Annotated in this window: 14 protein-coding genes; 6 read left to right on the forward strand and 8 right to left on the reverse strand. The window is 68.0% G+C overall.

Annotation, left to right across the window (positions count from 1 at the left end):
• Positions 1 to 36: 36 nt before the first annotated feature.
• The 8 genes from HCC78_RS15740 to HCC78_RS15775 form a co-directional block, all read right to left on the reverse strand.
• Entirely contained in the window at positions 37 to 804 is a 768-nt protein-coding gene (locus tag HCC78_RS15740) for an SDR family oxidoreductase (RefSeq protein WP_216671182.1), read from the reverse strand.
• Positions 801 to 2798, reverse strand: a complete 1998-nt coding sequence (locus HCC78_RS15745; protein ID WP_172329748.1) for a hydantoinase B/oxoprolinase family protein — start codon at positions 2796 to 2798, stop codon at positions 801 to 803. The genes HCC78_RS15740 and HCC78_RS15745 overlap by 4 nt, the downstream gene beginning before the upstream one ends.
• Positions 2799 to 2801: 3 nt before the next feature.
• Entirely contained in the window at positions 2802 to 4838 is a 2037-nt protein-coding gene (locus HCC78_RS15750; RefSeq protein ID WP_172329749.1) for a hydantoinase/oxoprolinase family protein, read from the reverse strand.
• Between the two features lie 84 nt (positions 4839 to 4922).
• The gene (locus HCC78_RS15755; RefSeq protein WP_172329750.1) at positions 4923 to 5954 is read right to left on the reverse strand and encodes an ABC transporter ATP-binding protein; all 1032 of its coding nucleotides are present in this window, start codon (positions 5952 to 5954) and stop codon (positions 4923 to 4925) included.
• On the reverse strand, positions 5951 to 6952 hold the full coding sequence (locus tag HCC78_RS15760; protein WP_172329751.1) for an ABC transporter ATP-binding protein: 1002 nt from the start codon (positions 6950 to 6952) through the stop codon (positions 5951 to 5953). The genes HCC78_RS15755 and HCC78_RS15760 overlap by 4 nt, the downstream gene beginning before the upstream one ends.
• A complete protein-coding gene (locus HCC78_RS15765) occupies positions 6949 to 7848 on the reverse strand; it encodes an ABC transporter permease (protein WP_172329752.1) in 900 nt (299 codons plus the stop codon). The genes HCC78_RS15760 and HCC78_RS15765 overlap by 4 nt, the downstream gene beginning before the upstream one ends.
• Complete coding sequence (locus HCC78_RS15770; protein WP_172329753.1) at positions 7845 to 8822, reverse strand: ABC transporter permease; 978 nt, start codon at positions 8820 to 8822, stop codon at positions 7845 to 7847. Before HCC78_RS15770 ends, HCC78_RS15765 begins: the two co-directional genes overlap by 4 nt.
• Positions 8823 to 8892: 70 nt before the next feature.
• Positions 8893 to 10476, reverse strand: coding sequence for an ABC transporter substrate-binding protein (locus HCC78_RS15775; RefSeq protein ID WP_172329754.1), 1584 nt, complete (start codon positions 10474 to 10476; stop codon positions 8893 to 8895).
• Positions 10477 to 10873: 397 nt separating this feature from the next.
• Between HCC78_RS15775 and HCC78_RS15780 the strand changes: the two genes are divergently transcribed.
• The 6 genes from HCC78_RS15780 (at position 10874) to HCC78_RS15805 (ending at position 17272) form a co-directional block, all read left to right on the forward strand.
• Complete coding sequence (locus tag HCC78_RS15780) at positions 10874 to 11887, forward strand: GntR family transcriptional regulator (RefSeq protein ID WP_172329755.1); 1014 nt, start codon at positions 10874 to 10876, stop codon at positions 11885 to 11887.
• Complete coding sequence (locus HCC78_RS15785) at positions 11887 to 12585, forward strand: creatininase family protein (RefSeq protein ID WP_172329756.1); 699 nt, start codon at positions 11887 to 11889, stop codon at positions 12583 to 12585. The genes HCC78_RS15780 and HCC78_RS15785 overlap by 1 nt, the downstream gene beginning before the upstream one ends.
• Positions 12582 to 13622, forward strand: coding sequence for a ketopantoate reductase family protein (locus HCC78_RS15790; protein WP_172329757.1), 1041 nt, complete (start codon positions 12582 to 12584; stop codon positions 13620 to 13622). Before HCC78_RS15785 ends, HCC78_RS15790 begins: the two co-directional genes overlap by 4 nt.
• A 230-nt stretch (positions 13623 to 13852) precedes the next feature.
• The gene (locus HCC78_RS15795; protein ID WP_172329758.1) at positions 13853 to 14776 is read left to right on the forward strand and encodes an ABC transporter permease; all 924 of its coding nucleotides are present in this window, start codon (positions 13853 to 13855) and stop codon (positions 14774 to 14776) included.
• Between the two features lie 3 nt (positions 14777 to 14779).
• A complete protein-coding gene (locus tag HCC78_RS15800) occupies positions 14780 to 15667 on the forward strand; it encodes an ABC transporter permease (RefSeq protein WP_172329759.1) in 888 nt (295 codons plus the stop codon).
• A 48-nt stretch (positions 15668 to 15715) separates the two neighbouring features.
• Entirely contained in the window at positions 15716 to 17272 is a 1557-nt protein-coding gene (locus HCC78_RS15805) for an ABC transporter substrate-binding protein (protein ID WP_172329760.1), read from the forward strand.
• The last annotated feature ends 45 nt before the right edge of the window (positions 17273 to 17317 follow it).

Genomic DNA, 17317 nt, shown 5'->3' on the forward strand with positions numbered 1-17317 from the left:
GGCGAAACCGGGGCGCCCTTTCCATGCGAAGGCGGATCAGCGGATGTAGCTGCCGCCGTTCAGGTCGATGGTCGCGCCGTTCACGGCAATGTTGCCGGGGATCAGGCAGAAGCCGACCGTCGCCGCCAGCTCCTCCGCCGAGACCAGCTTGCCGGTCGGAATGTCCGAGGCGGTCGCGGCATAGCCATGCTCGGCGATATAGGCCTCCGCCATGCCTGCATGGACGAAGCCGGGCGAGACGGTCACGGCGATCACGCCGTCTTGCGACCAGTTGCGCGCCACGGATTTGGTCAGGTTGATCAGCGCGGCCTTCGACGCGCCGTAGGGCAGGTAGTCCTCCATGTAGCCGCGCTGCGCCGCGCGGCTGGCGATGGACACGATCCGCCCGCCGCCATTGGCGCGGAAATGCGGCATCGCCGCGCGCAGCATGTCGGCCGGGGCCAGCAGGTTGACGGCCATCTCCAGCTCCCAGGCATCGCGCCAAGGCCCGTGATCGCCGCCGATCAGCGCCTCTGTCCGCAGCCCGGCATTCATCACCATCCCGTCGATCCGCCCGGCGGCCGCCAACGCGTCCTCCCAGAGCTGCGTCGGCCCCTCGCGGGTCGAGAGGTCGCCCTGCACGATCCAGCCCGCACCGCCGATCTCCGAAAGCAGGCCCTCGGCCCGCTCCCGGTTCGACGCGTAGTGGATCACCACCTTGGCGCCCGCCGCGGCGAGGCAGGCGGTGATCGCCTGCCCGATCCCGCCGGTGGCGCCGGTGACCAGATAGGTGCGCCCGGCAAGGCTGTCAGGCGCAAGGATCACAGCGCGACCTCGGGCAGTTCCGGGAAGCGCGCGCGCAGCTTGGCATAGGCCTCCGTCACCGCGGCGATGTCACCGGGCGCGGCGGGCTGCGCCTCGCCGACCTCGGCGAAGATCGCGTGCTTAGCGAAATAGCGCCAGTTGACCGGGATCCCTGCGAGGATTGTGGTCAGTGCGGCATAGCGCGGACGCGTCCAGACCGCCTCATAGGCCTCGCGGGCAGGGCCATAGCCGGTTTCCGGCGGGCGCGACGCGGCGATCTCGGCGCGCAGAGTGGCGGTGGAGGCCAGGTCGGCTTCGCCCTCGGGGCTGACGATCACGCCGTATTGGGTGCGGGCCTTCTCCACAGAAACGAAGCCCTTGGCGACATCCGCCGCGACCTCCTCGATCGGCCTTGCTAGCGGATCGCCGTAGCCACCGGCGCCCGGCCCCTGCAGCCGGATGATGTCGCCCGGCTCGCAATGGACGATATCGACCGACCCGAGTTCCTCGGGGCTCTCGCCGTCGGGGTTGCGGGTGAAGCGCGAGGCGCGTCCCGCCTGTCCGCCCGCCAGCCCCCAGGCGGTGAAGCGCGAGCGGTCCCGGTTCCGCGCCGTGACCATGGATTGCGGCGCGGCCAGCGAGAATTCCATCTCCAGCGCCGAGCCGCCGCGGTAGCGGCCCGGGCCGCCGGAATCCGGCACCAGCCCGTAGCGCAGGATTTCTATCGGGACCTCGGCCTCGTTGATCTCCACCGGGGTGTTCTTCAGGAAGGACATGTTGGCGCCGCAGCCCTCTGCGCCGTCGGCGAAGGGACCGCCGCCCGCGCCGCCGCCGACCGGACCGATCGAGGCCATGACCGTGCGGCCCTCCTTGGTCGAGGTGCGCACGTTCAGGATGGACACGCCGTTGCCGGGCGAGGCAGGGAGTTTGTCCGGCACGATCTGGGCGAAGGCCCCCAGCACGGCGGTCTGCGCCACGTTCGAAAGCAGCGAGCGCATGCCGACGGCGGCGGGCTTCACCGGGTTCACCACAGAACCCTCGGGCAGGATCGCGGTCACGGGGCGCACGAGGCCGTAATTCAGCATCATGGTGGGATCGAGCGCGTAGAGCGCATACATCACGCCGACCATGGCCAGCGAATGGCGCGGATTGCCACCCGTCGGCATGTTCAGCGACGAGACAAGCTGCGGGTCGGAGCCGGTATAGTCGACCTCAAGCTCGTCGCCCTTCACCCGCAGGGTGACGCAGATCCGGACCGGATAGCCGCCGGTCTGGTCCTCGTCGGCATAGTCCGCGAAGAAATACTCGCCGTCGGGCAGCTCGGAGATCACCGCGCGGCTCTGGCGCTCGGCGTAGTCCATCAGCTCGGCGAGACCCGACTTGAAGCCGGCGGGGCCGAAGCGCTTGACGATGTCCTGCATCTTGCGGACGCCGACCTCGGTGCAGGCGATCTGGGCCTGCAGGTCGCCGTGGTTCTGCTCGGGCAGGCGGACATTGGTCTCGATCAGCGCCAGCAGGTCCTCGTTCAGCTTGCCGTCGCGCAGGAGCCGCATCGGCGGGATGCGCAGGCCTTCCTGATGCACCTCGGTCAGCGTGCGGCTGAGCGAGGCCGGGACCGCGCCGCCGACATCCGTGTTGTGGATGTGGTTGCCGACGAAGCAGACCAGCTCGCCCTCGTGGAAGACAGGCCGCCACATGTGCAGGTCGGGCGCATGGGTGGCGACGAAACCGCTATAGGGATCGGAAACGACGCAAATGTCTCCCTCCTGGTAGTCGAAGCGGTCGATCACGCCGGAATAGTCGAGGCCGGTGTACCAGGTGGCGCCCATCGTGGTCGGCGAAGCGACGGTCAGGCCCTCGGGAGAGAGGATCTGGCAGGAGAAATCCTCGGTCTCCTTGACGAAGGTCGAATGCGCGGTGCGCATGAGCGTGTAGCCCATGCTCTCGGCGGCGGCGGCGCAGAAATTGGCGAGGACCTGGATATTGGCCGCGCGGGGCTGGGTGTCGCGGGGCATGGCTCAGGCCTCCTCGGAGATGCGCAGGTTGGAGAAGCGGTCGGTATCCAGCCGGAAGCCCGGCGGGATCACCGTGGTGGTGTCGTCCTGCAGGACGATGGCCGGGCCCTTCAGCCAATGGCCGGGCTTCAGCTCGGTGCGGCGGTAGAGGCTGACCTCGCGGGCGGCGCCGTCGACGCGGATCGTCGTCTGGCCGATCGGCGCGGCCTCGGCCTCGACCGGCTCGGCGGTCTGCAGCACCGGCTTCGCCGTGGTCCCGGCGATGACGAGGCGCAGCGCGATGATCTGGATCGCGGCCTCGGGGTCGGCATGGCCGTAGAGGCGGCGGTGCTCCTCATGGAAGGCCCCGGTCAGTGCCGCGCCGTCGCCGGCCAGCATCTCGGGGGTCAGCGGCGTCTCGATCTCGAAGCTCTGTCCGCGGTAGCGCATCTCGGCCGAATGCAGGATCGTGTAGTTCCCGGTGTGGCCCTGGTCTTCGACCAGCCACTGCTTCGCGGCCGCCTCCATGTCGCCGAAGGCTTCCGACAGGGAGGGCAGGACCGCAGGCGTCAGGTCGGCATAGACGGTGCGCAGGAAGTCGTTCTTCACGTCGGCGATCAGCCCGCCGAGCGCCGAGAGCACGCCCGGCGTGGTCGGAACGACGACCTCGCGCATCCCCAGCTCGCGGGCGAGGAAGCAGGCCAGCATCGGACCCGCCCCGCCGAAGGCCAGCATGGAGAAGTCGCGCGGGTCGATGCCGAAGCGAGAGACGAGGCCGGAGACGCCCGCGAACATGGACGAGACCGCGATCTCGATGATAGCCTCGGCGGTGTCCTCGACGCTCTGCCCGGTGGCTTCGGCCAGCGGCTCGATGGCCGCGACCGACAGGGCGCGGTCGACGGTGACGGTGTCGTAGCCGAGGCCCGAATGCCCGACCATGCCGAGCGCCACGAAGGCGTCGGTGATCGTCGCCCGAGTGCCGCCCTTGCCGTAGCAGGCCGGGCCGGGGGTGGACCCGGCGCTTTCCGGGCCGACGCGCAGCACGTTCTGGCGGTCGACCCAGGCGATGGAGCCGCCGCCCTCGCCGATCGAGCTGACCGAGACCGAGGGGATGTAGATGCGGAAATCGCCGATCTGCTCGCCGGTGCCGAAGGCGGGCTTGCCGTCCTCGATCACCGCCACGTCGGCCGAGGTGCCGCCGATATCGAGGCTCATGCAATTGCCGATCCCGGCGATCCCGGCAACGTAGGAGGCGCCGATCACGCCAGAGGCAGTGCCCGACAGGATCATGTCGACGCACTGGCTCTTGCCTTCCTCCGCGGTCATCAGCCCGCCGTTGGACTTGGTCAGCCGCGGCTCCGGCGTGACGCCCGCGCCCTTCAGCGCGGCCTGCAGCTGGGTCAGGTAATGCGCGACGCGGGGCTGGACATAGCCGCCGATCACGGCAGTGATCGTGCGTTCGTATTCGCGGATGATCGGCCAGGTCTTCGAGCTGAGGAAGACCGGCAGGCCGGTGGATTCCTCGACGATGGCCGCGACCTGCTCTTCATGGGCCGGGTTGCGGTAGGCATGGATCAGCGCAATGACCACGCCCTCCGCGCCCGCCGCCTTTGCCGAAAGCGCGGCGGTGCGAACGGCCTCGGCATCGACCGGGGTCTTCTCGGCGCCGGTCGCGTCGAGGCGGCCGGGAATGCCCCAGACCATGTCGCGGGTGATCAGGGGCTCGGGACGCTTCGACAGGATGTTGTACATGTCGGGGATCTTCAGCCGCTCGAGCTCCAGCACGTCGACGAAGCCTTGCGTCGCGAAGAGCGCGAGCTTCAGCCCCTTGCGCTGGATCACGGTGTTGATGCCGACCGTGGTGCCGTGGGTGAAATAGCTGATGTCGCCCGGCGCGATGCCGTAGAGCTCGCCCGCGCGGGCGATGCCGCGGGTGACTTCGGCGCCGGGCTCGTCCGGGCGGGAAAAGACCTTCAGCGATTTCAGGTCGCCGGTCTGGTCGTTGAAGAACGCGAAATCGGTGAACGAGCCGCCGATATCGACTCCGACACGATAGGACATGGGTACTCCATAGGGAAAGCGGCCGCGCCTCGGCGGGCCGGAAGGGGATGCCGCGGGGAAGCGCGGCGGAAAGGGGGACGGGGATCAGGCCACTTGTCTTGCCGCGGCCTCCCTGAGTTCCTGTTGCGCGTAATGGCAGGCGGCCCGGCGGCCCGGCGCGACCTCGGCCAGCGCGGGCGCGGAGGCGCTGCATTCGGGCGTGGCGCGCGGGCAGCGCGGGGCGAAATGGCAGCCGGGCGGCGGGTTCAGCGGCGAGGGGATCTCGCCCTCGATCGGCTTGAACTCGACCAGCGCCTCGCCCTCGGCGGCGATCCGCGGCACGGAATCGAGAAGCGCCGCCGTATAGGGATGCGCCGGGCGGTCGAAGACGGATTGCGTCTCGCCCAGCTCGACGATGCGGCCGAGATACATGACGGCCACCCGGTCGGACACATGGCGCACGACGCTGAGGTCATGGGAGATGAAGACGCAGGTCAGCTCCAGCTCGCGGCGCAGTTCGAGGAAGAGGTTGATCACCTGCGCCTGGATCGACACGTCGAGCGAGGCGACGGGTTCGTCGCAGATCAGGAGCTTCGGCTGCATGGCGAGCGCGCGGGCGATGGCGATGCGCTGGCGCTGCCCGCCGGAGAACTGGTGCGGGTAGCGGTGCGACAGCGACGGGTCGAGGCCCACGCGCTGGAACCAGCGCTCCACGTATTTCTGAGCCATGGCCGGCATGACCAGCCCGTGCAGGATCGGCCCTTCGGCCACGGCGTCGCCGACCTTCATGCGCGGGTCGAGCGAGGCGAAGGGGTCCTGGAAGACGGTCTGCACGGCGGTGGTGGTCTTCTTCCCTTGCTCCATCACCGGCAGCCCGTCGATCCGGACGCTGCCTTCGCTGGGCGAATGGATGCCGGCCATGATGCGGCCGAGCGTGGATTTCCCGCAGCCAGATTCGCCGACAAGGCCCAGCGTCTGGCCCTTGGCAAGGTCCAGCGTGACGCCGGAAACGGCCTTCAGACCCGGCGGCGGGCCCTTGCGCGCAAGGCCGCGCGCAATGCGGTCGCCGAGGGTCTGGCGCGAGGTGAAGGTCTTCGAGACGTCCTCGACCTTCAGGTACTGGTCGCGGGGCTTCATGAGGCGGCGCGCTCCTTGTGTTCCGTTCCCAGCGGGTGGACGCAGCGCCAGCCCCGGCGGCCGGCCTGCACCATGTCCGGCTTCGCGCCGCAGGCATCGCTGGCGTAGCTGCAGCGGGGGGCGAAGGCGCATCCCGGCGGCAGCGCGCCCAGCGACGGCATGGAGCCCGGGATCTGGGTCAGCATCTGGCCGGGGACGGTGGCCGAAGGCAGGCTGTCGATCAGCCCGCGGGTGTAGGGATGGCGCGGATCGCGCAGCACCTGGGCCGAGGGGCCCTGTTCGACCAGCCGGCCGGCATACATGACGAGGATCCGCGAGGCGAGCGCCGAGACCACGGCGAGATCGTGGCTGATCCAGATCATCGCCACGCCGTAGTCGCGGGCGAGCGCCTTCATCTCGTGGATGATCTGCGCCTGGATCGAGACGTCGAGCGCGGTCGTGGGCTCGTCGGCCACCACGACCGCCGGGCGGTGCAGCAGCGCGATGGCGATGGCCGCGCGCTGGCGCATGCCGCCCGAAAACTCGTGCGGATAGGATTTCAGCCGCTCCCGCGCGGAGGGGATGCCGACGCGGGCCAGCGCCTCGGCGCTTTTCTCCGCCGCGGCCCTGCGCGACAGCGTCTCATGCGCGGCGAGCGCCATCTCCATCTGCTGGCCGATGGTCAGGAGCGGATTGAGCGTGGCGATCGGGTCCTGGAAGATCATCGCGATCTCCTTGCCCCGGCGCTTGCGCAGCTCCTGCGGGGACATGCCCACCAGCTCGGTGCCGTTCAGCTTCACCGATCCGCCTGCGATCCGGCCCGGCGCGTCGATCAGCCCGAGCAGCGAAAATCCGGTGACCGACTTGCCCGAGCCGCTTTCGCCGACGAGGCCGATGATCTCGCCCGGGCTGAGCGAGAAGGACACGCCGTCCACGGCGCGCAGCGCGCCCTTGGCGGTGGCGAATTCGGTCTGCAGGTTCTCGACTTCGAGAACCGGCTTGCCTGTTTCAGGGGTCATCGGCGCAGCCTCGGGTTCAGCTGGTCGCGGATCTGGTCGCCCACGATGTTGATGGCCATGATGAGGATGATCAGCATCACGCCGGGATAGACCGAGATCCAGTAGCGGCCGCTCATCATGTAGGGGAAGCCGTTGGAGATCAGCATGCCCAGGGAGGGCTCGGTGACCGGCAGGCCGAGGCCGAGGAAGCTGAGCGTGGCCTCCAGCGAGATCGAGGAGGCGATCTGCACGGTGGCCACGACGATCAGCGGCGGCGCGCAGTTGGGCAGCAGGTGGCGGAAGACGACGCGGCGGGCATGCAGAGGCGTGGCCAGTGCTGCCTCGATATAGTCCTTGCGCCGCTCGGAGGTGGCGGCGCCATAGGCGGTGCGGGCGAAATAGGCGTATTGCGCGGCAACGAGCGCGGTCACCAGCTGTGCCTTGCCCTGTCCCAGCAACGCGGAAAGCACGAGCGCCAGCAGGATCGCCGGAAAGCTCAGCTGAAGGTCGACGATGCGCATGATCAGGCTTTCGACCCAGCCGCCGACATAGGCCGCGACCACGCCCAGCGTGGCGCCGATGGCCAGCGCGATGGCGCCGGCCATGATCCCGATCTCGATGGAGATGCGCAGGCCGTAGAGGATGGCCGAAAGCAGGTCGCGCCCCTGCGGATCGGTGCCGAGGATGTGCGTGTAGCCGCCGGAGCCGACGAAGCCCGGCGGGCGGCGGGCATCCATAAGCGAGAGCGAGCCGAGGTCATAGGGGTCCTGCGGCGCGATCAGCGGCGCGAAGACCGCGACGAGGATCAGCAGGACGGTCAGACCAAGTGCAACGGTCGCGGGCTTGTTGCGGCGGAATTCGCGCCAGAAGACCAGCGCCGGCGGGGTCGCCTTCTGCGGGGCGGAAATGTCGGTCATGCGCTCTGCCTTCCCGAACGGATGCGCGGGTCGATCAGCGCGAAGACCAGATCGACGGTGAAGTTGATCATGACGAAGAGGAAGGCGATCAGCACTAGGTAGGCGACCATGACGGGACGGTCGAGCACGCCGATCGAGTCGATGATCAGCTTGCCGACGCCGGGCCAGGAGAAGATCGTCTCGGTCACCACGGCGAAAGCCAGCGTCGAGCCCAGCTCCAGCCCGAAGACGGTGATCAGCGGGATCGAGATCAGCTTCAGCACGTGGCGGCGCAGGATCACGCCCTCGGGAATGCCGGCGGCGCGGGCGAATTTCACGGTGTCCGACAGCATCACTTCGCGGGTGCCCGCGCGCGCCAGCCGGATCATCATGGCGAGCTTGAAGAGCGCCAGGTTGATCGCCGGGAGCACGATGTGGCTGAGCCCGTCAAGCGTGAGAAAGCTCCACTCGATGCCCCAGACGGTCACCGTCTCGCCGCGCCCGCCCGCGGGCAGCCAGCCCAGCGATACGGCGAAAGTCAGGATCAGGATCAGCCCGACCCAGAAGGAGGGAACGGAAAAGCCGAGGATCGACAGGCCCATGATCGCCTTCGACACCCAGCTGTCGGGCTTCACCCCGGCATAGACGCCCAAGCTGACGCCCGCGACGGCGGCGAACAGGATGGAGATCAGCACCAGCTCCAGCGTGGCGGGCAGGCGGCCGCCGATCAGCTCCAGCACGGGGACGTTGTAGACGAAGGAGCGGCCGAAATCGCCGTGCAGCAGGTTCCAGGCGAAGATGCCGTACTGTTCCCAAAGCGGCAAGTCGAGCCCGAGCCGCCGGATCGCCTCGTCGCGCATCGCCTGGGTGGCGTCGGGCGGGATGACGATGTCGACCGGGTTGCCGATCGCATAGACGCCGACGAAGACGATGACCGACATGACGGCCATGACGGCGACGGCCTGGATGGCGCGCTGGATGATGAAACCGAGCATTCGGGCTCCGCAGTCTCAGGGAAGGGCGGCGGCCGGAGGGGAACCCGGCCGCCGCGGGGGGCCAGTCCGGTCAGTCGGCCGGCTGGATGAAATCGGCGAGGGTCTCGCCGTCGACGCGGGGGGTGTAGTCGAGCAGGCCCGCCTTGGCGCCCCAGACCGACTGCAGCTGCACGATCGGGATCAGCACGCGGCTGGCCACGGTGTCGGCCATTGCCTCCTGGAACATGTCGCGGCGCTTGTCCTCGTCCATCTCGGACATGGCGGCCTCGATCTTGGCGTCGAGATCGGGGTTGGAATAGCCGGTGCGGTTATAGGCGCCGAGCCCCTTCTCCTTGTCCGAGCTGTGCACGAGCGAGCCCAGCGTGTAGCCGGCCTCGCCGGTCAGCGTGCCCCAGCCGTTCATCATGACGGAATACTCGCCGCGTGCCTGGGCCGGGAAGTAGACGGTTTTCGACAGCGCATTCACGTTGGTGTCGATGCCGATGGCCGAGAACATCTGGCCCAGCCCCTGGCAGATCGCCGCGTCGCCCGGCAGGCGATCGCCGGTGCAGTAGAGGTCCATCTGGAACCCGTCGGGGAAGCCGGCCTCGGCCAGCAGCGCCTTGGCGCCCTTGGGGTCGTATTCCGGCCACGGGATGTCCGGGTTCGAGCCGAAGAAGCCCTCGGGCATCAGCTGGTTGGCCGGCTTGCCGAGGCCTTCCAGCACGATCTCCACCATGGTGTCGCGGTCGATCGCCTTGCCGAGCGCCTCGCGCACCAGCGGATCGGTCAGCGGGTTCTCCGGCAGGTCCGAGCCGTCCTTGGCACGCAGGCCGGGATATTCGTCGGTGCGCTGGTTCAGCTGCAGGTTCATGATGTAGATGCTGTCGCCGACCACGGTGTCGACGCTGCTGTCCTGCTGCAGGGCGAGATAGTCGATGGACGAGATGTCGGTCGCCAAGTCGACCTGGCCGGATTTCAGCGCGGCGAGGCGCGAGGAGTCGTTCGGCATCTCCTTGCGGGTGACATGCTCCCACGGCGCCGGGCCGCGCCAGTAGTCGTCGTTGCGCTCCAGCACCAGGTCGCCCTTGGGCTCCCAGCTGACGAACTTGTAGGGGCCGGTGCCGACGGTCGCCTTGCCGCTGTTGAAGCCCTCGGCCGAGGTCTCCGGCGTCGAGTAGTCTGCCGCGGCGGTGTGCGAGACGATGAAGAGCCGGACGAAATCGTTCGGCAGGGTCGGCGCCGGGCCTTCGGTATGGATGCGCACGGTCAGCGGGTCGACGATCTCGACGTCGGCGACGCGGCGGACATAGACGGCGGTCGAGGTCGGGCCGGTCACCACCGGGATGCGCTCGATGGAGAACTTGACGTCCTCGGCGGTGAAATCCGAGCCGTCATGGAATTTCACGCCCTCGCGAAGCTTGAATTCCCAGGTCGTGTCATCGATCGGCTCCCAGGAGGTGGCGAGGCCGGGTTCGATCTGCAGGTCCTTATTGGCCCAGACCAATGTATCAAACATGTGCTTGGCGGCTTCGGCATGGCTGCCCAGGGCGGAATAATCGGGGTCGAGTGACTCCGGCCCGCCCCGCACTGCAACCGTCAGATCCTGTGCCCAGACGCTGGACGCGACCAGGAGGGCGAGCGTCGAGAGCCCGCCGAGCTTCATGTAGGCCATTGTGTTTCCCTGTTGTTTTCCGCCGGGGCAGGCACCCCGGACCAGTTCGGCGTCTGGCGCCGGTTGATGTTCGGAAGTCTTCGGCCAAGCCCCGCACAGGTCAAGGAAACTGCGATAGAATTTTCTTGGCGGCGATTAAGCAAAACTTATGGGGCATAGGATTCTTTGGGTCCTTTTCCCGGTGTTCTGCGCTAACACTTTGATTTTGTTTTGATGACTCAAGGATACCGATTTTCGTATCATGGATCGCCGTTTCCTTTCCTGTCGAGGCGGGCGCAAAAAAAATGGGCTGACGGCCAAGAGATTGGGCCTTGGCCGGGGCAATTCCCGCTTCGCTCTGGCCGGAGCGAAATTTCTGTTCTAGCCGTTGGGGGCAAATTACCTTCCGGAGGACGGCATGACGGACGGAACCGCGTCCCATGGCGAGATCGCGGCGCTGCTGGCGGGGCTCGATCGCGGGCTGGACGCGCCGCCCGCGGTGCAGCTGCGCGGCATTCTCGAATACGGCATCCTGATCGGCACGCTGGCCCCCGGCGACCGGCTGCCGACGGTGCGCGAGCTTTCGGCGCTGGCCGGGCTGGCGCCGATGACCGTGGTCAGCACCTACGGCAAGATGAAGCAGGACGGGCTGATCGAGACCCGCGGCAAGGCCGGCACCTTCATCGCCGCCGGGCGTGGCGCGCTGTCCGCCGATAGCCTGCGCAGCTTCACCGACGAGGTCGACCGCCTTCTGGCCCGCGCGCAGGAGCTGGGCATCGGCCCGTCGCGCCTGGCCGAGGTGATCGGATTGCGCGCCCGGCTGCAGCTGGCGCGCCCGCGGCTGGAGATCCTGCTCGTGGGCATGTTCGACACGGCCGTCGGCGACTACCTGCGCCAGATACGGCCGCTGCTCGATCCCGGCGACGGCTTCGCAGGGATGGTGCTGGCGGATCTGCGCGAGCGTCCGCCGCCCGTGAGGCCTGATTTCGCGCTGAGCCCGATGACCCGCCGCGCCGAGGTGCAGGCGCTTCTGGGCGAGGGAGTGGAGGTTGCCGCGATGAGCTTCATCCCCGCCACCGAAACCCGCGTCCGGCTTGCGGCGCTGGAGCCCGGCGCGCGGGTGGTGATGGTCTCGACCAAGCCGCAGCTGGTGCTGCAGATGCGCGCCGAGGCTCTGCGCTTCCTGCCGCATGTCGAGATCCTGCAATGCCTGACGCTGGACGATCCGCAGCTGGAGGCCGCGCTGTCCGAGGCGCAGGTGATCATCCATGCCAGCCGGGCCGACCGGGTGCGCGACGGGCTCCGGCCCGACCAGACCGCCATCGAATACCGCTACACGCCCGATCTGGGCGTGCTGCGGAAGGATATCCTGCCGCGGATCGAGGCGCTGCGCGCCCGGCGGACGGGCAGCCGATCTGAAGGAGACGAGTGATGCTGATTTCGCAGATGAACTGGATGCAGGCAGAGGCCCATCTTGCCCGCGACGACCGTGCCGTGCTGCCCCTGGGCAGCACCGAGCAGCATGCCTATCTGAGCCTCGCGGTCGATGCGATCCTGGCCGCGAAGATGGCCGAAGACGCGGCGGAGCCCTCGGGCGCAGCAGTCTGGCCGGTCCTGCCCTTCGGCATCACCCCCTATTTCGCCGCCTATCCGGGCACGGTGACGCTGCGCCTGGAGACCTATGCGCGGCTCATCGAAGATGCGCTGGAAAGCCTCTACCGGTCCGGCGCGAGGCGGATCGTGCTGGTCAACGGCCATGGCGGCAACAATCCGGGCCAGACGGCTGCGATGGAATGGCTTGCGGGACGTCCGGATGCACAGGTGCGCTGGCACAACTGGTGGGCCGCGCCCGAAACCATGGCGACGGTGAAGGCGATAGATCCGGTCGCCTCGCATGCCTCCTGGATGGAAAACTTCCCCTGGACGCGGCTCCCCGGCGTGGAGATGCCCGCCGAGCAGAAGCCGATGGTCGATATCGACGCGCTGAAATCGCGCGATCCGGTCTCGGCGCGGCTTCTCCTGGGCGACGGCAATTACGGCGGCTTCTACCAGCGCAGCGATGACGACATGGCGCGCGTCTGGGCGGCGGGCGTCGCCGAGACCCGCAAGGCGATCGAGGACTGGACATGAGCGCGCCGGTCCTGATCTGGGGCGCGGGCGCGATCGGCGGCATCCTGGGCGCCTATCTCGCACGGGCAGGCCATGACGTGCTGCTGGTCGATGCCGATGCGGAGCATGTGGCGGCGATGAACCGGGACGGGCTGGCGGTCGAGGGGCCGGTCGATGCCTTCGCCGTGCCGGTCCGGGCTGCCTTGCCGGACGAGGTGGAGGGGCACTTCGACCTGGCCTTTCTCTGCGTGAAGGGGCCGCAGACCGAGGCTGCGGCGGGCCAGCTTGCCCGCGTTCTGTCAACGGACGGCGCGGTGGTCTCGGCGCAGAACGGGCTGTTCGAGCCCTGGCTGGAACGGATCTTCGGGCAGGGCCGGGTGATCGGCTGCTTCGTCAACTATTCCGGCGACTACATCGCGCCTGGCCGCCTGCTCTTCGGGAACCGCGGCAAGATCGCGGTGGGCGAGCTCGACGGCAAGATGACGGCGCGGCTGGCGCGGGTGCGGGACCTGTTCGCGGTGCTCGATCCCGAGTCCGAAGCCAGCCCGCGCGTGATGGACTATCTCTGGGGCAAGATGGGCTATGGCGCGATGCTGTTTGCCACCGCGCTGACCCCGGCCTCCATGTCCGACAATTTCGCGCATCCCGACTTCCGCGGGGTCTTTGCAGGGGTCGCGCGCGAGGTGATGCAGGTGGCGGTGGCCGCGGGAGCCGATCCGCTGGGCTTCAACGGCTATGACCCTGCGGCCTACATGCCCGGCGCCGCGCCGGAAGCGGCGGAGGCCTCGCTCGACGCGCTGGTCGCTTTCAATCGCGCCACCGCCAAGACCCATTCAGGCATCTGGCGCGACATCGCCGTGCGCAAGCGCCGGACCGAGGTCGACTTCCAGGTCGGCGCCGTTGTGGCAGAGGCCGAGCGGCTGGGCGTGGACGTTCCGCTCTGCCGCGCGCTCGCCGCGCTGATCCGCGAGCTGGAGGCCGGGCGGCCGCAGGGCTGGGACGTGCTGGAGGAACTGGCAGGCTATCTGCCCGCTCCATCACGTTCTGCCATGATGTAACATAATTTCCGGCAGCCCATAACCTTCTCCTATGGGCCTGCCGGAAATCCGTATGATACAGCTGCGGCCTTTGCCGCTAGGCTCACCGTTGCAGGGCATACCTTGCCGTCTTGCGCAGCCACGCCGAGGCTTTGATCCGCCCGGCCAGAACAAACTGACCCGCAGCCGTCCAGAGCCTGCCCCGGAGGGGGCGGGGCAGGAGACATCATGCCGCCCGGAGCCGCACCCCCATGCTGAGCTATGTCGCAGGCCGTCTTGCCGCCATCGTGGCGCTTGCCTTCGGGATCAGCGGGCTGGTCTTCCTGATGCTGCGGCTGATCCCGGGCGACCCGGTCATGGCACTGCTCGGCACGCAGGCGGCGAACCCGGAGGTGGTCGAGCGCCTGCGCCGCCAGCTCGGGCTCGACGAGTCGATGGCCTCGCAATACGTCACCTGGCTCGGCAATCTCTTCCGCGGCGATTTCGGCTATTCCTACGGCCAGCAGCGCCCGGTCTCCGAACTGATCGCCGCGAACTTCCCCGCCACGCTGCAGCTTACGGTCTGCGCCCTGTTCCTCTCGGTGCTGCTCGGCCTTGCCATCGGCATCGTCGCCGCGCTGAAGCGCAACCGCGCCGCCGACACGCTGGGCATGGGGCTGGCGCTGGCCCTGATGTCGATCCCGAGCTTCTGGCTCGGCCTCCTGCTGATCCTTCTCTTCGCCGTGACCTGGCCGATCTTCGACGTGGTCGGCGGCACCGGCTTCAAGGGCGTGGTGCTGCCTGCGGTCACGCTGGCGCTCGGCACGGTCGGATTCAACGCCCGCTTCATCCGCTCCTCCGTGCTCTCGGCGCAGACGCAGAAGCACGTCATCACCGCCCGCGCGAAGGGGCTGAGCCGCGCCACCGTCTTCCTGCGCCACGTGCTGCGCAATTCGCTGCTGCCGATCCTGACGGTCGTGGGCATCCAGGTCGGCAACCTGCTGTCGGGCACGGTGGTGGTCGAGACCGTCTTCTCCCGCCCGGGGCTCGGCCGGCTGCTGGTCGATGCGATCCTGTCGAAGGACTACCTGACCGTCCAGGCGGTCGTGCTGATCATTGCCGTCATCTATGCCGGCGCCAATTTCGTGGTCGATCTGTGCTATCCGCTGCTCGACCCCAGGATCGCGAGGCGCTGATCCATGGCAATTGCCGAAACCCTTCCCGCCGACGACAGCGGCCTCGCCGCCAAGACCCCGCTCACGGTCTCCGTCCTGCGCGCCTTCCGCCACCGGTCGCTGGCTGCCGGAACGCTGATCTGCGTGGTGCTGGCGGCTCTGGTGATCTGCGCGCCGCTGCTGACCGGTTTCGATCCGGCGAAGCAGAGCGCGATGGAGACCTTCCAGGCGCCGTCGCTGGCGCACCCGATGGGCACAGACGCCTTCGGCCGGGACATGATGGCCCGCGTCCTCTATGGCGGCCGCGTCACCATGCTGGCCAGCCTCGCCGTCGTCGTCATGGGGGCCATCGCGGGCACCATCCTGGGCCTCGTCGCGGGCTATGCCGGCGGGGCGGCGGGCTTCGCGATCATGCGGCTCGTCGATCTGCTGCTGGCCTTCCCCGGCATCCTGCTGGCGCTGGCGATCACCGCGATCCTCGGGCCGGGGCTCGTGAACGGCATCATCGCCATCTCGATCATCCTCGTCCCGGTCTATGCCCGCCTCGTGGAAGGCGCCACGCGCGAGATCCGCAGCCTGCCTTTCGTCGATGCCGCCATCGTGCTGGGCGCGGGGCCCATCCGGGTGATGGCCACGCATATCCTGCCCAATGTCATGAGCTCGGTCATCGTGATGACCACGACCTGGCTGGGCGTCGCGGCGCTCTGGATCACCGCTCTCGGCTTCATCGGACTGGGCGTGCAGCCGCCGCAGCCGGAATGGGGCGCGATCCTGAATGACGGCCAGATGTTCCTGACGCTGGCCTGGTGGATGACCGTCTTTCCGGGCGTGTTCCTGTCGCTCTTCATCATCGGGGTGAACCTGATGGGCGACGGGCTGCGCGATGTGCTGGACCCGACCATCGCAGACTGAATTTCGAGGGGCGCGAAGACCCCCCAACCCCAACAGTGGAGTAGATCAATGACATCACGAAAGCTTCCCGCCCTGCTGGCCGCCGCCGGCCTCTGCCTGTCCGGGACCGCCCATGCCAACGAGCTGGTGGTCGGCTGGGCCGAGACCAATGACACGCTTAACCCTGTCACCACCGGCAAGCGCAACGTGGGCCCGATCCTGTCGAACATCTTCGACACGCTGGTCTGGATCTCGCCAGACTTCGAGGTCGAGCCGCTGCTCGCCGAAAGCTGGACCGTCTCCGATGACGGGCTGACCTATGTGTTCAAGCTGCGCGAGGACGTGACCTTCCATGACGGCACGCCCTTCAATGCCGCCGCCGTCGTGTCGAATGTCGAGTACATCACCGGCGAGAACACCCAGTCGAAGATCTCGCTCGGGCTGCTGGGTCCCTGCGCCCATGCCGAAGCCACCGGCGAATACGAGGTGACCTTCACCTGCGACGAGATCTACGCGCCGCTGCTGGCGCAGATGGGCGAGCCCTATCTCGGCATGCAGTCGCCCGCCGCCATCGAGGAATACGGCGCCGAACTGGGCCAGCACCCTGTCGGCACCGGCCCCTTCAAGTTCGTTTCCTGGACCCCGAGCCAGAGCATCGTGCTGGAGAAGAATCCCGACTACAACTGGATGGCCGCCTCGCTCGGCCACGACGGCCCGGCGGCAATCGACAAGATCACCTTCCAGATCGTGCCGAACCCGCAGAGCCGCGTGCAGCAGTTCCAGTCCGGCCAGAGCCAGGTCATGCAGCAGACCCCCGGCCTCTACTGGAAGACGCTGACTGCCTCCGGCAAGTACACGGAACTGCCTGTCGAGATCAGCGGCCTGGGCATCTTCGCCCCGATCAACGCCTCGCTCTTCCCGACCGACGACATCCTGGTGCGCAAGGCGATCATGTACGCCGTCGACCAGAAGGCGCTGATCCAGCTGGCCGAGGCCGGGGTCTATCCGCCGAGCTACACGCCGCTCTCGGTCGGCATGCTGGGCCATGACGAGGATGCCGAAGGCAAGTACCCCTACGATCCCGAGAAGGCGAAGAGCCTGCTGACCGAGGCGGGGTGGGAATTCGACGGCACGACCTGGACCAAGGACGGCAAGACGCTGTCGGTGAAGATCACCGCGATCTCCGGCAAGGCGCATTACATGGCGCAGGCGCAGGCGATCCAGGGCTTCCTGTCGGAAATCGGCTTCGATGCGCAGTTCGAGGCGCTGAACGCGCCGGCCTGGCTCGACCTGAACATCGACGGCGGCTCCACGCTGACGCCGTCCCAGTATATCGGCGTCGACCCCGATGCGCTGCATTTCTGGTTCCTGCCCGACCAGTACTTCAACTGGAGCCACTGGACCAATGACGAGCTGACCGACCTGATCTACCAGGGCCGGTCCGAGCTGGACCACGGCAAGCGCGCGGCGATCTACCAGAAGATCCAGGACATCCTTCTGGACAACGCAGTGATCCTGCCGATCCGCCAGAACCTCGACCTGACGCTGGCCGACAAGTCGGTCACCGGCATCACCTGGTCGGGCGGCGGCTTCCAGTATTTCGGCGCTGCATCCATCGCCGAGTGACCTGATCCCGGCCGGTCCCCTTGCGGGGCCGGCCCACCAAGACGA

The organism is Mangrovicoccus sp. HB161399 (genome assembly GCF_013184745.1).
Lineage (GTDB): Bacteria > Pseudomonadota > Alphaproteobacteria > Rhodobacterales > Rhodobacteraceae > Mangrovicoccus.